The 13,733-nt window shown below is 46.6% G+C and carries 15 protein-coding genes; 5 read left to right on the forward strand and 10 right to left on the reverse strand.

Features of this window, described 5'->3' with window-relative positions; translation table 11 throughout:
- Positions 1 to 54 precede the first annotated feature (54 nt).
- The 5 genes from H8705_RS03035 to H8705_RS03055 all read right to left on the reverse strand — a co-directional run bounded on the left by H8705_RS03035 (position 55) and on the right by H8705_RS03055 (position 5,418).
- Positions 55 to 2,670 (reverse strand): DNA translocase FtsK, encoded by a 2,616-nt coding sequence (locus H8705_RS03035; protein ID WP_262394386.1) that lies wholly within the window; start codon positions 2,668 to 2,670, stop codon positions 55 to 57.
- A 43-nt stretch (positions 2,671 to 2,713) separates the two neighbouring features.
- The gene (locus tag H8705_RS03040) at positions 2,714 to 3,589 is read right to left on the reverse strand and encodes an undecaprenyl-diphosphate phosphatase (RefSeq protein ID WP_262394387.1); all 876 of its coding nucleotides are present in this window, start codon (positions 3,587 to 3,589) and stop codon (positions 2,714 to 2,716) included.
- 80 nt (positions 3,590 to 3,669) lie between these two features.
- Positions 3,670 to 3,867, reverse strand: a complete 198-nt coding sequence (locus tag H8705_RS03045; protein WP_262394388.1) for a YlzJ-like family protein — start codon at positions 3,865 to 3,867, stop codon at positions 3,670 to 3,672.
- Positions 3,864 to 4,733: a ClpP family protease gene (locus H8705_RS03050; RefSeq protein ID WP_316248640.1), complete on the reverse strand. Its 870-nt coding sequence runs from the start codon at positions 4,731 to 4,733 to the stop codon at positions 3,864 to 3,866. The genes H8705_RS03045 and H8705_RS03050 overlap by 4 nt, the downstream gene beginning before the upstream one ends.
- 193 nt (positions 4,734 to 4,926) lie before the next feature.
- The gene (locus tag H8705_RS03055) at positions 4,927 to 5,418 is read right to left on the reverse strand and encodes a deoxycytidylate deaminase (protein ID WP_262394389.1); all 492 of its coding nucleotides are present in this window, start codon (positions 5,416 to 5,418) and stop codon (positions 4,927 to 4,929) included.
- A 132-nt stretch (positions 5,419 to 5,550) separates the two neighbouring features.
- Here H8705_RS03055 and rsmA point away from each other — a divergent pair, with 132 nt between their 5' ends.
- Positions 5,551 to 6,417, forward strand: a complete 867-nt coding sequence (gene rsmA, locus H8705_RS03060) for a 16S rRNA (adenine(1518)-N(6)/adenine(1519)-N(6))-dimethyltransferase RsmA (protein ID WP_262394390.1) — start codon at positions 5,551 to 5,553, stop codon at positions 6,415 to 6,417.
- Positions 6,418 to 6,446: 29 nt separating this feature from the next.
- On the opposite strand, the gene H8705_RS03065 is transcribed toward rsmA, so the two are convergent.
- From H8705_RS03065 to H8705_RS03080, 4 genes are all read right to left on the reverse strand, one after another.
- Positions 6,447 to 7,100 carry a redox-sensing transcriptional repressor Rex gene (locus H8705_RS03065; RefSeq protein WP_262394391.1) on the reverse strand — a complete coding sequence of 218 codons (654 nt, stop codon included), beginning with the start codon at positions 7,098 to 7,100 and terminating at the stop codon, positions 6,447 to 6,449.
- A gap of 34 nt (positions 7,101 to 7,134) precedes the next feature.
- Positions 7,135 to 8,295, reverse strand: coding sequence for an isocitrate/isopropylmalate family dehydrogenase (locus H8705_RS03070; protein WP_262394392.1), 1,161 nt, complete (start codon positions 8,293 to 8,295; stop codon positions 7,135 to 7,137).
- Between the two features lie 116 nt (positions 8,296 to 8,411).
- Positions 8,412 to 8,735: an RNA polymerase sigma factor gene (locus H8705_RS03075; protein ID WP_262394393.1), complete on the reverse strand. Its 324-nt coding sequence runs from the start codon at positions 8,733 to 8,735 to the stop codon at positions 8,412 to 8,414.
- An 11-nt stretch (positions 8,736 to 8,746) separates the two neighbouring features.
- Positions 8,747 to 8,947, reverse strand: a complete 201-nt coding sequence (locus H8705_RS03080; protein ID WP_262394394.1) for a hypothetical protein — start codon at positions 8,945 to 8,947, stop codon at positions 8,747 to 8,749.
- 157 nt (positions 8,948 to 9,104) lie between these two features.
- On the opposite strand from H8705_RS03080, the gene H8705_RS03085 reads away from it, so the two are divergent.
- Together H8705_RS03085 and H8705_RS03090 are read left to right on the forward strand one after the other, a co-directional pair.
- The gene (locus H8705_RS03085) at positions 9,105 to 9,569 is read left to right on the forward strand and encodes a helix-turn-helix domain-containing protein (protein WP_262394395.1); all 465 of its coding nucleotides are present in this window, start codon (positions 9,105 to 9,107) and stop codon (positions 9,567 to 9,569) included.
- Positions 9,553 to 9,993, forward strand: a complete 441-nt coding sequence (locus H8705_RS03090) for an ImmA/IrrE family metallo-endopeptidase (protein WP_262394396.1) — start codon at positions 9,553 to 9,555, stop codon at positions 9,991 to 9,993. Before H8705_RS03085 ends, H8705_RS03090 begins: the two co-directional genes overlap by 17 nt.
- A 40-nt stretch (positions 9,994 to 10,033) precedes the next feature.
- Here the strand turns inward: H8705_RS03090 and ychF are convergent, their stop codons facing one another.
- The gene (gene ychF, locus H8705_RS03095) at positions 10,034 to 11,128 is read right to left on the reverse strand and encodes a redox-regulated ATPase YchF (protein ID WP_262394397.1); all 1,095 of its coding nucleotides are present in this window, start codon (positions 11,126 to 11,128) and stop codon (positions 10,034 to 10,036) included.
- Positions 11,129 to 11,405: 277 nt separating this feature from the next.
- On the opposite strand from ychF, the gene H8705_RS03100 reads away from it, so the two are divergent.
- A complete protein-coding gene (locus H8705_RS03100; RefSeq protein ID WP_262394398.1) occupies positions 11,406 to 12,098 on the forward strand; it encodes a response regulator transcription factor in 693 nt (230 codons plus the stop codon).
- Positions 12,099 to 12,152: 54 nt separating this feature from the next.
- On the forward strand, positions 12,153 to 13,637 hold the full coding sequence (locus tag H8705_RS03105) for a sensor histidine kinase (protein WP_262394399.1): 1,485 nt from the start codon (positions 12,153 to 12,155) through the stop codon (positions 13,635 to 13,637).
- Positions 13,638 to 13,733: the final 96 nt, after the last annotated feature.

Here is a 13,733-nt window from a genome sequence, read left to right on the forward strand (position 1 = left end):
TTAAATCTCCTTTAAGAACGAGTAGGGAGAACCGAAAATGGTTCTCCCAAAAAGTTATTCTTCCGAATTAAGCTTCATCTCCAGCCAGCGATCCATAGAAATCAATACCTGACGGGGTTTGCTGCCCTCAAAGGGGCCGACAATTCCTCTGCGTTCCATTTCGTCCACAATCCGGGCCGCCCGGGCATAGCCCAGCTTCAGCCGCCGCTGAAGGAGGGAAGTGGAGGCTTGTCCAGCTTCGATGACACATTCGATAGCAGGGAAGAGCATCTCATCCTCTTCGTTAGGCGCGCCGTCGTTGGAACCATCGCCGGAAGAACCTTTTTTGCCGGAGACCACGTGATTATCGATCTCCTGAGCGATAGATTCATCATAATCCGCAGAACTGTCCGATTTAATAAAGGTGATTACCTTTTCAATCTCTTCATCAGTAACAAAGCACCCCTGTACTCGAAGCGGTTTGGAAGAGCCTACCGGAGAGAAGAGCATATCTCCCCGTCCCAATAGTTTCTCCGCTCCGCCCATATCTAAAATCGTACGGCTGTCCACTTGAGAAGAAACCGCGAAAGCAATGCGGGAAGGAATATTGGCTTTGATAACGCCGGTGATAACATCCACCGATGGACGCTGAGTAGCAATTACCAGATGCATCCCCGCCGCCCTGGCCATTTGGGCAAGACGGCAGATGTAATCCTCAATTTCGTTGGGAGCAGCCATCATTAAATCCGCAAGCTCGTCGATAATGATGACCACCTGGGGCATTTTCGCTAGTCCCTCGGTATGCTCCGCCAGATGATTAAAGGAAGTAATATCGCGCACGCTGTTATCCGCAAACAGTTTATATCGCTTGAGCATTTCCGTAACCGCCCAGCTCAAAGCGCCGGCGGCTTTCTTAGGATCAGTGACCACAGGCACCAAAAGCTGGGGAATACCATTATAAACCCCAAGTTCCACCACCTTTGGATCAATCATCAAAAAGCGGACCTCATCTGGGGTGGATTTATACAACAGACTCATAATAATGGAATTGATACATACCGATTTACCAGAACCGGTAGAACCGGCGATCAGAAGATGGGGCATTTTAGCGATATCCGCGATGGTAATGTTGCCGGCGATATCCCGCCCTAAAGCCACGCTGACGCCGCTTGCGGCGGTCTGAAACTCTTTAGAATCGATAATTTCCCGGATGGAAACCGAACTGATCACCTTATTGGGAACCTCAATACCCACAGCGGCCTTGTTAGGAATAGGAGCTTCAATACGCACGCCGGCCGCCGCCAAATTAAGAGCGATGTCGTCAGCCAGGTTGGTGATCTTGCTAATTTTTACCCCAGCGGAAGGCTGGAGCTCGTATCGGGTAACTGCAGGGCCGCGGGAAATGTCTACGATCCTTGTCTGTACCCCAAAGCTGGACAGGGTATCCACCAAACGCTGGGCGTTGGCCTTCATCTCGTCAGTGATATCCGTATCCGATTTTTTCTTTACCTGGCGAAGCAGACTGACCGGCGGTTTTACATACGCCGGCGCTGGCGCGGCCTGCGCTTCTTTGGCAAGCTCGGCCTGAATTTGCGTGTCCGGTTTGCCTTTGTCCTGGGGCTCGGGCGGAGCCGGCTGCGCGTCTGAGTCGCTAAAATGGAATACGCCGTCCGTTTCTTCTTTCAAAGCCTTTGGAGGAACGGGCGCCCCGGCGCTGTCGTCCGCCTTAAAGGTAAAGCGGCCGGTTTCGGTAGCCGCTTTGCTTACCAACTCGTCAATAGACGGCGGCGGGGCGGGGACAAACTGCATGGGTTCCTGTGCTACGGACAGACTGAATCCTCCTACTTCATGGGGATCGAAATCGTCGTCCAGAGGAATATCAATAGCAAATTTTTGATTTTGGGGAAGAGGCTTGTCCAGGGGAATATCCACAGGGTTATTGGAAACGGCTCCACCCTGTGTTTTTGCTCCGCGACTGACAGGAGCATTATCCAAAGGGATGTCGATAGGAGTGCGCTTGCTTTTATCCAAAGGAATATCTACCGTGCGGGACTGACGCCGCTCCAACTGGTCCGCGTATACCTCTCCCATCTTTTCCACCGGCTTTTTCGCAGCGCGAAGAAGACCGATCAGGGTGCCGCCGGTGATCAGCATAATAAATACAAAGATCAAAAGGATAATAATAATTTTTGCTCCCAGATCCCCGCAGAAATGAAGAAGGGGAAGCCCAGGAACGGCTCCCAACAGACCGCCGTTGTCCAACTGGATTCCCATAAGGAAAATCTCCACAATAGCGTCCAGAAAATTTTCACTCTGAGGAAGGCCCATCTTGAAAATTTGAATAGAACCGCAGAAAAAACAAACCAATAAAGAACAGGTCCACGCCTTGAATTTTACCGGCTTGTCCATGGTTTCAAGGATTGCTATGTAAATTAATTCCGCGGCTACTAAAATAGCTCCCATTCCGAAAAATCCCAGGAGGGTTTTATGAAGCCCGTTCCAAAAGCTTTTTCCCTCAATAAAAACCAGCGCTCCTAAAAATATTCCTATGGCGAACAGGATTACCGCTCGCATTTGTTTTTTTGCCCGCGCCTGCGCCGCATTGCGTTTGCGGGTAGCGGCGGCGTTTTTCCCCCGGGAGGACCCGGAGGAAGAACGGGATGAAGCTGATCTAGATGATTTTGTTGCCATAATAACCTCCAAGGATACAAAATGTAGGGCTTATATCATAAGCTTACAGCGAAGAAAAAAATTGCTGTATCTGATGGCCGGAGACCATCTCAAAAATTCCAAGACATACTGTTAACACACCTAAAGCGATGGTATAATAACCAAAATATTTCAGCTTATTTCCTTTGACAACCCACTGCACCAATTTAATCGCTAAAATTCCAAAAAGGGCAGAGCTGAGAAGTCCGGCGATAACAACGCCTGTAGGTAAGGAGGTCCCTTGCTCCACCGCGTCGCCTACCTCCAAAATAATCGCCCCTAAAACTGCCGGAATCCCTAAAATAAAGGAGTAAGAAACAGCATACGCCTGTTCAAATCCCATCATCATTCCGCTGGAAATCGTAGAGCCGGAACGGGAAATCCCAGGCATGGTTGCGGCCACTTGCGCCGCCCCAACCACCAAAGCGTCTTTTATGCCGGTATTTTTAGCGTTTTTCCACCCTTTGCGGCAGGAGCTGGACATCAAAAGAAGGGTGCCTGTAATTAAAAAGCAGATACCTTCAACTACAATATCATTGTCCTGAGAAAAACGAGCTACTGCATCTTTAAAAAGAAGCATAAGACCCAAAGGAAGGGTGGAGACAATCAGCATCAAAAGCATTCTTCGGGCAGCGGGCATGGTGGAAAAAGAGAACCTGCCCCGGAAGATATCTCCTATCATATAGAAAAATTCCAAAAAAAGCTCTAAGATTGTGCGCCAGAAAACGAGACACACAGCGATTAAGGTTCCCGCATGAAGCAGGATAGAAAACAGAAAGCCGCTGTCCCCGCTGTTCCCGGTAAAATATTGAACTAGAGAAAGATGTCCGGAACTGGACACAGGAAGAAATTCTGTAAGTCCCTGTACAAATCCCTGGAAAATTGCGTCAAAAATGCCCATGGCTAATCCCTCACGTAAGATATGTATTTGCGCGGAAAAATTTTCCGCGCCTTTTGATAATACGAAAACATATCTGCCAATTACTTCAGAGTTTGCCCTGGATTATAATGGGGATCCAGATACATTTTCGGATCGGTGGAAATCAGCCGGGTAACAGTAAATTTCCCCTCCGACTTGGTTCCCTGTATATAACTGTTATTCACTCGTTTATAAGCATATTCCACTGTATTTTCCGCTGGAAGTATATAATCGATAGGGACGATAGAATGAAGAATCATAACCATTCCTCCCCATATTTCATGCTTCGAAACATAGTATCTGTGGCGTCTACCATAGGATTTTCTTCTTTTTTACGTGTTTTCTCAGCACTTTTTTTGCGGGCTGTGTTTTTTTTGCGGGAGGATTTTTCTCTGGGCTGTTCCTCAATCATCTCATACAGTGCTTGGATTACATCGGAAACGCCGCCTAAAGAATCGATCAATCCTTCTTCCACTGCCGCCTGCCCGTCCAGGACGGTTCCTACGTCCATCACCAACTCGTCCTTGTTCATCATCAGCTGGCGGAAACGATCGGCGGAAATTTTGGAATTGTCCGTAACAAATTTTACAATCCGTTCCTGCATTTTGTCAAAATAGCTTAGCGTCTGGGGAACGCCCAATACCAACCCGTTCATCCGCACCGGATGTACTGTCATAGTAGCGGAAGGCACGATAAAGGATTTACGGGCGCTGCACGCCAGCGGGACGCCAATTGAATGACCGCCGCCCAACACCAGCGAAACCGTAGGCTTTTTCATTCCAGAAAGCAGTTCGGCAATAGCAAGCCCTGCCTCCACATCTCCCCCCACCGTATTCAAAATAACCACCAAACCTTCAATAGACGGGTCCTGCTCCACTGCCAGAAGCTGGGGAATCACATGTTCGTATTTTGTGGTTTTATTTTGGGCAGGCAGAATATAGTGGCCTTCAATTTGACCGATAATGGTCAAACAGTGGATGATATGTTTTCCTTTTTTAGCAGTGATCCCGCCGGTTTCGATGATCTGCTGAGTTTGTTCGTTGGCTGCCTGTTCGTTGTTTTCATCCTGGTTTTCTTCGTTTTTACCTTGGGTTGCCGCATCGTTTTCTTCATCAAATTTACTCAAGCCGTCTACCTCTTTCTATGAGATTTTACAGCTTTATTTTTGACGAATATGCATAATTTATACTCTTGTTTACTGGGCGTATTAACACATAATAATTATATCAGTAAACGATCAAAAGTCAAACATCGCCCACCGCATTCTTCGACGAAAAAAGGCTTTGACCATGGTCAAAGCCTTTGAAAAAATGATATATTTAATAATTGCTGAGTCCTTTTAAAGATTCGTCATTGACAATCCATTCATCCGCTACATTAATTACCCGAAAATTTTCTTTATCGTCCCGGACAATTACTGTGGCAATCCCGGCGTTGATAATTAAACGAGTACACATAGAACAGGGGACCGCCCCTTGTACATACTCGCCGGTGTCACATTCTTTCCCCACCAGATACAAGGTCGATTTAAGCATGTCCGTACGGGAAGCGTGAATGATGGCGTTAGCCTCCGCATGGACCGAACGGCACAGTTCATACCGCTGGCCGCGGGGAATATTTAGTTTCGCCCGGGTGCAATAGCCCAGGTCACAACAGTTTTCCCTGCCCCGAGGAGCGCCCACATAACCGGTAGAAACAATCTGATCGTTCTTTACAATAATCGCCCCGAAATTCCGGCGCAAACAGGTGCCTCGTTCAAGTACTGTTTCAGCAATATCTAAATAATAATTGATTTTATCCCGTCTTGTCATATTGGCACACATCCTTTATAATAAGTAAAACCAGGTTACATGGTGATTAAATACAGTTTACTATAATCCGACAGAATATGCAACCAGTTGTCAAAATTTTACATTATGTAATAAAATGAGGTTAATATACCAATGGAAAATCTTTCTAATATCAACGTCATTAAAGATCTCATGACCCGTCATGGGGTTGAGTTTTCCAAAGCCTTGGGACAAAATTTTCTGATTAACCCGTCCGTCTGCCCCAAAATGGCTGAAATGGGCGGCGCGGAAAAGGGAGTGGGTGTGATTGAGATCGGCGCTGGGGTAGGTGTGCTTACTGCTGAACTTGCTCGGCGGGCCCAGAAGGTGGTTTGCATCGAAATCGATCAGCGGCTTTTGCCCATATTAGAAGAAACCTTGGCCGAATTTGATAATGTAGAAATTATCAACGCCGATGTAATGAAAGTGGATCTTCCTGCTTTGATTAAGGAAAAATTTTTAGGGATGGATGTAGTGGTTTGCGCAAATCTTCCTTATTATATTACCTCACCGATTATTATGAACCTGCTGGAACAAAGGCTTCCGATAAAATCCATCACGGTAATGGTTCAGAAGGAAGCGGCTCAGCGGTTATGTGCCCGGGCGGGAACCAGGGATGTGGGAGCCGTGAGCATTGCGGTACAATATTATAGTGAACCCAAAATACTATTCCCGGTTTCCCGGGGATCGTTTATGCCTTCGCCGGATGTGGATAGCATGGTGATCCGGTTGGATATCCGCACTGCGCCGCCGGTGAGCGTCCAGGAAGAAGATACCTTCTTCTGCGCGGTCAAGGGCGCATTTTCAATGCGCCGAAAGACAATTTTGAATTGTCTTTCCGCTTCGTTTAGCCTGCCTAAAGACAGGCTAAGCGAAGCGCTTGGCCGCGCGGGGGTACCCGCTTGCAGCAGGGCGGAGCAGTTAAGTCTGGAGCAGTTTGCGGCAATCAGCGACCAGCTTACGCGGATGAAAGAAAAATAAAAGAAGGAGCGGCATTGCCGCTCCTTCTTTTATTTTTCTTCCCCATCGGAATAATATTCGTTGATCTGATAACACAAAGTCATCAAGCTGTCGCCCAAATGAACATTTTCCACCACTGCGTCCTCAAACGCCAAAGATAGGTCGTAGTGGGAAAAATTCCAGAAGCACTTGACCCCCGCGGACATTAACCTCTCCACCGTTTCATGGGCTGCTTCCTTAGGAATACAAAGGATCGCCGCCTTAGGCTTGCGTTCCCGGCAAAAATCCTCCAAATAAGTGCTGTTGGCAACGGTCAGACCTTTAATCTGCTGGCCTACCACCGTAGGATTGTTATCAAAAATACCAATTAAATGCAACCCTCTGGCTTCGAAATCCATATGCTTTGCAATCGCTCGTCCCAAATTACCAGCGCCCAGCAAGATAATAGTATAATTATTATTCAGTCCCAGGATATTGCCGATTTCCTTATGAAGAGCGGCCACATTATATCCATACCCCTGCTGTCCGAAGCCGCCGAAACAGTTCAAATCCTGACGGATTTGAGATGCGGTCAACCGCATCAACTGAGCTAATTCTCTGGAAGAGATGCGAGTAACGCCTTTTTCCAGCAAGTCGCCCAGAAACCGGTAATATCTTGGCAGCCGCTTGATTACCGATAAAGAAACTCCTTCGTGTTTAGGCATATGTAACAACCTTTCTTAATCCATCCAGTCTTAATTAAAGGCGTTCGATGGTATCCATTACGTAATTTCCAAACTGTTCACAGGTAGCGCCGGTATCACGGCCGGTTACTATGAGTTTTTTCTCCTCATACATGCAGACATCCAACGCTCTTTCCAACTCGTCAGCCTGTTTCTGATAACCGATATGGCTCAGCAGAAGTACGGCGGCACGAAGCATGGAACAGGGATCCGCATATTTGTCACGGCCTTCTGAAACCATGCGTGGGGCGGAGCCATGAATCGCTTCAAACATAGCATATTTTTTGCCGATATTAGCGCTTCCTGCAGTACCTACGCCTCCCTGGAATTCAGCGGCTTCATCTGTGATGATATCACCGTACAGGTTGGGCAGGATAAATACTTTAAAGTCACGCCGACGTTTCTGGTCAATGAGCTTTGCGGTGCAAATATCAATATACCAGTCGTCAGTGATAATTTCCGGATACTCTTGGCCGATGTTCTGACAAAGCTTTAAGAACTTACCATCGGTAGTTTTTACAACATTGGCCTTGGTGATAATGGAAACCCGTTCTTTTTTATTTTTCCGGGCAAAATCGTATGCTAAGCGGGCAATACGTTCAGTGCCTTCCGTAGTGCAAAGCACAAAATCAAAAGCCACGTCTTGGTCAACATTGACGCCACAGGAACCTAAGGTATAAGCGCCCTCGGTATTCTCCCGGAAGAAGGTCCAATCAATCCCCTGATCCGGAACCTTTACCGGACGCACATTGGCGAACAAATCCAATTCTTTTCTCATAGCGACGTTGGCGCTTTCAATATTAGGCCAAGGATCACCGGCGCGGGGAGTGGTGGTAGGGCCCTTTAAGATCACATGGCATTTTTTCAGCTCTGCCAACACATCGTCCGGGATCGCTTTATTGTGTTTTACACGATTTTCAATGGTAAGACCGTCGATTGTACGGAATTCTACCCGGCCCTTTTTCACCTCATCCGCCAGCATATGCTCTAATACACGGGCGGCCTCATGGGTGATTACCGGCCCGATTCCATCGCCGCCGCACACCCCAATGATAATTTTGTCCAGCTTTTCATAATCGACAAATTCCTTTTGAGCTTTGATCCGTTCGTTTCTTTCCAGCTGCACCTTCACAAGCTCTGCGAATTTATCGGCAGCCTGCTGAATTTTATCCGACAAAACAAATACCTCCCAGTCGAATGTAAATAATATGTAATCATAACTGTGATAATTTTATAACATGCAGGGAGAATTGTCAATTAAAAACCTTGTGAGAACAAAACCAGATAAATTTATCAGGAGGGAAAGGAGCTGGAATTTTCAAAAAGGATAAGCAGCTGCTGAATCTTCCTTTTTGCCAGGGCCAGCCTGCGGGTGACAGTGGTACGGTGGATGCCGCATCTTCGGGCGATTTCGCCGATCCCCAGCCCTTGCAGATAATGCATAGTCAAAGTGTCCTGGAGGGAACTGGGCATAGTTTCAATGGCATTGTATACCAGACTGCGGTAAATCTCCCGGCGTTTGTAGTTGTTAAAGCCAGAAAGAGGCGCCATCGTCTCCACCAGATGCTGAAAATTATCTGTTTTCCAAAGAATGGACTTATTTTCCCTATTAAACAAGCGGACTCCTCCTAGCTGATATAATAATTGTTCAGATATCCCATAATGGTGCGCACATCCTGGAGTTCGGCATACATAGTTTCAATACGTTTTTGTAGCTTGAATACCTCCAAACCCCTGGCACACGCCAATTCCCGCTTGAGAACTTCCAGTCGCTCCTGCAAATCATCGGCAGTCTGACGATACTGCAGCGCCAATTGTTCAATATTCATACACATCTCCTCCTACATTATACAAAATGTGTTATTTCGATCTTTAATTACAAAGTATCACACAAAACGTGTGATGTCAACAAATAAAACATGATTTTTAGAGAATATTATTGATTTTGAACACGACTTGTGTTATTGTAGTGTTGGGGTGATAAGGATGCTAGGAGAAAGACTGAAAGCTCTGCGCAAAAGCCGAAAAATGACTCAAGAAGACGTTGCCAAGGCTCTTGGCCTCTCGAAAAGCACGGTGGGGATGTATGAGCAGGGGCGCAGGCAGCCGGATAACAACAATCTGGCCGCTTTGTGCAAGCTGTTCTGCGTATCCAGCGACTATTTTTTATTGGACGGCCCCGTGTCCAATGGAAATCCTTTGCCTCAGGACAATACCGATTTAAATGAAATTATTCATGATTTTCGTGACCGGCTGCTTCGGCAGGAAGGGTTGATGTTTAACGGAATCCCTTTGAGCGAAAATGAGATTGTACAGGTGGTCAGCGCTATTGAAGTGGGCGCTATGGTCGCCGTGAATAAAATAACCTCCCCTGGCGCTAAGCAAACTCCTACCGACAGAGAAGAAGGGGAGGCATTGGTCAGGAAAGGACATAATGATGACGACTATTAAGGAGATGGCCGCGTCCCTTGTGGAAAGGTATGCTACCAACGACCCAAAGCAGCTCTGTCAGTATCTGAATATCGAAGTGCTGAACGTAGAACTGCCTATGAATGTAAAAGGTTTTTATTCTTATCTTTTTGGAATGCAGTTTATCTATCTCAACTGTGCCCTCACTTTAGAGGAGCAAAGAGTGGTCTGCGCTCACGAGTTGGGTCATGCGTTGCTTCATTCCCGGCAGAATTCTTTGTTTCTTTTAAAAAACACGGATTTTGTTTCTAATCGCTTTGAGCGGGAAGCAGATATTTTCAGCGGATACCTGCTTTTGGATAAGGATACGATCCGTGAGAGCCGCTATTACAACTGGACGGTCCAGCAGCTTGCTGCCTATACCGGGCTTTCGGATAAGATTGTTGAGTACTGCTGCAAAAACTGAAAAAAGCCCCCGGCCTGAGCCGGGGGCTTTTTTGTGTTTATTAAACGTTGAAACGGAACAGAACTACATCGCCATCCTTAAAGACATACTCTTTGCCCTCCGAGCGGACAAGGCCTTTTTCCTTGGCGGCAGCCATAGAGCCGCAGGCCACCAGATCGTCGTAAGAGATGACTTCCGCGCGAATAAATCCTTTTTCAAAATCGCTGTGAATTTTTCCGGCGGCCTGGGGAGCTTTTGTGCCGTTGGTAATGGTCCAGGCACGGACTTCTTGCTTTCCGGCGGTCAGATAGGAGATTAGGCCCAGAAGAGAATAGCTGGCCTTAATCAGACGATCCAGACCGGATTCAGAAAGCCCCAGATCAGAGAGAAACAAGAACTTGTCCTCCTTGGGCATGTCAGAAATTTCCTCTTCAATTTTAGCGCAGATGGGAACGACGAGGGTGTTCTCCGCCTGAGCAATTTCACAAAGTTCGCGATAATACTTGTTTTCCTTGATATCCCCTATAAAATCTTCTTCGCTCATATTGGCCACATAAATGACCGGCTTGGAAGAAAGCAGCGGCATCTCATCAATCACCGCTCTTTCCTCTTTGGTACATTCAAATCCCCGGGCGGACTTTCCCTCCTCCAGGAAGGTTTTCAGACGCTCGAGCAGCTCTGCCTGGCCCGCTAAGCTGCGGTCGCCTTTTGCAGCTTTTTTGGTGCGGTCGATCCGGCGCTCTACAATATCGATATCGGAAAAAATCAGCTCCAAATTGATCGTCTCCACATCCCGGCGGGGACCGATCTCTCCGTCTACATGGACGATCTCGCTGTCCTCAAAACAGCGCACCACATGAATAATCGCGTCCACTTCCCGGATATGGGAAAGAAACTTATTTCCAAGCCCCTCCCCTTTGGAGGCGCCCCGCACCAACCCGGCAATATCCACAAATTCAATGACAGCAGGCGTATATTTATCCGGATCGTACATTTTTGCCAATACATCCAGCCGTTCGTCCGGCACAGAAACCATCCCTACATTTGGCTCAATGGTGCAAAAAGGATAGTTGGCAGACTGCGCGCCCGCATTGGTGATAGCGTTGAATAAGGTGGATTTTCCCACATTGGGAAGCCCAACAATGCCGAGTTTCATGGCGTTACCTCCATTATATAGGATATATCAATTTATTTACTGCAAGTTAAGCTGATGCAAACTGGCCCGCCGGGACTTGCCGGCGGAAGAGACCGTTTCCTATTATACATAGTTTACAAACAATAAACAAGCCTTTTCCTCAGTGGTATTCGCGATAAATTTAAGATAATTTCAAAAAACATTCACTTTTCTACATGACAATATTGTATAATAGTGGTATATTATCTAATAACAGACAATATAGATCAAGGAAGTAACGAAAACGGGGGTAAAAAAGATGTCGATGGGGAAAATACTCATAGTGGACGACGATAAGAACATCTGTGAATTGCTGCGGCTGTACCTGGAAAAAGAGGGCTATGCACTAGCAATTGCAAATGATGGAGAAGAAGCGCTGGTGAAATTTTCTGCGGAGAACCCGGATCTGGTACTTTTAGATATTATGATGCCGAAATTGGACGGCTGGCAGGTATGCCGTGAAATCCGGAAAAAATCCAACTGTCCGATCATTATGATCACTGCGAAAGGCGAAACCTTTGATAAGGTGTTGGGCCTGGAGCTTGGGTCGGATGATTATGTAGTAAAGCCCTTTGACGCGAAAGAGGTCGTGGCCCGCATCAAGGCGGTGATGCGCCGTACTGGTAAAAATGCCAATGAGAGCGACGCGAAAGAAGTAGTGTATGACAAACTGGTGGTCAACATGACCAAATATGAGCTGAAGGTGGATGGCAAGGTGGTGGATACGCCGCCGAAAGAATTGGAGCTTTTATTCCATCTGGCGAGCAATCCTAACCGGGTATATACCCGCGACCAGCTGTTGGACGAGGTATGGGGGTTTGAGTATTACGGCGATTCCCGTACGGTGGACGTTCACATTAAGCGTTTGCGCGAGAAGCTGGAAGGGGTTTCCGATCAGTGGTCGCTGAAAACAGTTTGGGGCGTCGGCTACAAGTTTGAAGTAAAAGAATAAGAAAGAGCGCAGGCGGGTGTTTCATCCGCCTGCTTTTGTAGGAATGGTGATACCATGCAAAAAACCTTATTTTCAAAATATTTTGCGCTTTGCTCGTCTATTATCCTGCTGAGCATCACAATTTTGGGCGCGGTGCTGCTTGCGTTTGCCTCCCAGTATTTTAAGCAGGATAAATACCGCCTTTTAGAATATAACGCTCAAAAAGCGGTTCAGCTTACTTATACTGATTTTCGCAACAATAATTTTTATTATGTAGATCCCAAAGAAATCCTTCCCAGCTATAGCATCCTGGCGGACGCAATTGAAGCGGATTTCTATCTGGTCAATACCCAGGGGGAGATGCTTTTGTTCGCAGGGGCGTCCAAGTCGGATTATAACGAAGTGAATATCAGCGAAAGTATTATTAACTCTGCCATCAACCAGGGGGAATACCAGGAACTGGGCAAGATGTCCGGGATGTATACCACCGGGCATTATACAGTAGGTATTCCCATTGTAACAGAACTGGGGCAGCCCGCGGGGGTAATCTTTGCTTCTACTCCCGCTACCAGTTTGACGGAGTTTTTGTCTGAAATATTCAAGATGTTTATTGTCAGCGCCCTGGCGGTGCTTATTTTATCCTTTGTAGCCATTTACTTTGTGACATTGGGAATGGTCAAGCCCTTGCGCAGAATGGTGAAGGCGACTCAGAGCTTCTCCAAAGGGGATTTCACTATACGAGTGCCGGTGGAAAGCTACGATGAGATCGGACAGCTTGCCATTGCTTTTAACAATATGGCATCTGACCTGGCTTCTTTGGAATCCGTGCGGCGGTCGTTTACCGCGAATGTGTCCCATGAACTTCGCACCCCAATGACTACGATTGGCGGATTTATTGACGGAATTTTAGACGGAACCATTCCAGAAGAAAAAAGATCCTTTTATTTAAATATCGTATCTCAAGAGATAAAGCGGCTGTCGCGGCTGGTGAAATCCATGCTGAATATCGCCCGGATTGAAGCGGGGGAGATGCAGATCAAACCGGATTTGTTTGACGTTCACGATACGGTGTTGCAGACGGTGTTTACCTTTGAGACCGCTATTGAAGGAAAGCATTTGGAAATTCGGGGCCTGGATCATGAAAAAGTCATGGTGGAAGCGGATCCGGATCTTATTCACCAGGTGGTTTATAACCTGATTGAAAACGCGGTAAAATTTGCTAACGACGGAGGATATTTAGAGTTTACCTACTGGGATGACGATACCTCCAATTATGTGGGAATTAAAAATAGCGGGGACGGGATTTCAAAAGATGAAATTCCCCATGTGTTCGATCGTTTCTATAAGACAGATAAATCCCGCAGCCAGGACAAAGGCGGGGCAGGACTTGGCCTTCATATTGTCCGCTCTATTATCAATCTTCACGGCGGAGAAATTATTGTGCGCAGTGTAGAAAATGAATATTGTGAATTTGTGTTTACCATTCCAAAACCTAATGGAAAAGCCGGTTCCAAGGCACTAGGCGGAAAAAATAAGAAGAAGGAAATACTTCTTCCATAAAAACTTCAAAAATTGTTAAACTGGAAAAGGGAAATCTTTTTAAACCCCGTTTATTTTATTGTAACAATTAATAGATATACTAAGCACAGTGAGACA

Origin of the sequence: Youxingia wuxianensis, assembly GCF_014385085.1 — a bacterium.
GTDB classification, from domain to species: domain Bacteria; phylum Bacillota; class Clostridia; order Oscillospirales; family Ruminococcaceae; genus Youxingia; species Youxingia wuxianensis.

Excerpts from the sequence above, each read along its gene's own strand:
- H8705_RS03045 (WP_262394388.1), bottom strand. The coding sequence starts at position 3,867 with ATGATTCTTCATTCTATCGTCCCTATCGATTATATACTTCCAGCGGAA.
- rsmA (WP_262394390.1), top strand. The coding sequence starts at position 5,551 with ATGGAAAATCTTTCTAATATCAACGTCATTAAAGATCTCATGACCCGT.
- H8705_RS03085 (WP_262394395.1), top strand. The coding sequence starts at position 9,105 with ATGCTAGGAGAAAGACTGAAAGCTCTGCGCAAAAGCCGAAAAATGACT.
- H8705_RS03040 (WP_262394387.1), bottom strand. The coding sequence starts at position 3,589 with ATGGGCATTTTTGACGCAATTTTCCAGGGATTTGTACAGGGACTTACA.
- ychF (WP_262394397.1), bottom strand. The coding sequence starts at position 11,128 with ATGAAACTCGGCATTGTTGGGCTTCCCAATGTGGGAAAATCCACCTTA.
- H8705_RS03090 (WP_262394396.1), top strand. The coding sequence starts at position 9,553 with ATGATGACGACTATTAAGGAGATGGCCGCGTCCCTTGTGGAAAGGTAT.
- H8705_RS03105 (WP_262394399.1), top strand. The coding sequence starts at position 12,153 with ATGCAAAAAACCTTATTTTCAAAATATTTTGCGCTTTGCTCGTCTATT.
- H8705_RS03035 (WP_262394386.1), bottom strand. The coding sequence starts at position 2,670 with ATGGCAACAAAATCATCTAGATCAGCTTCATCCCGTTCTTCCTCCGGG.
- H8705_RS03055 (WP_262394389.1), bottom strand. The coding sequence starts at position 5,418 with ATGACAAGACGGGATAAAATCAATTATTATTTAGATATTGCTGAAACA.
- H8705_RS03065 (WP_262394391.1), bottom strand. The coding sequence starts at position 7,100 with ATGCCTAAACACGAAGGAGTTTCTTTATCGGTAATCAAGCGGCTGCCA.
- H8705_RS03100 (WP_262394398.1), top strand. The coding sequence starts at position 11,406 with ATGTCGATGGGGAAAATACTCATAGTGGACGACGATAAGAACATCTGT.
- H8705_RS03080 (WP_262394394.1), bottom strand. The coding sequence starts at position 8,947 with ATGAATATTGAACAATTGGCGCTGCAGTATCGTCAGACTGCCGATGAT.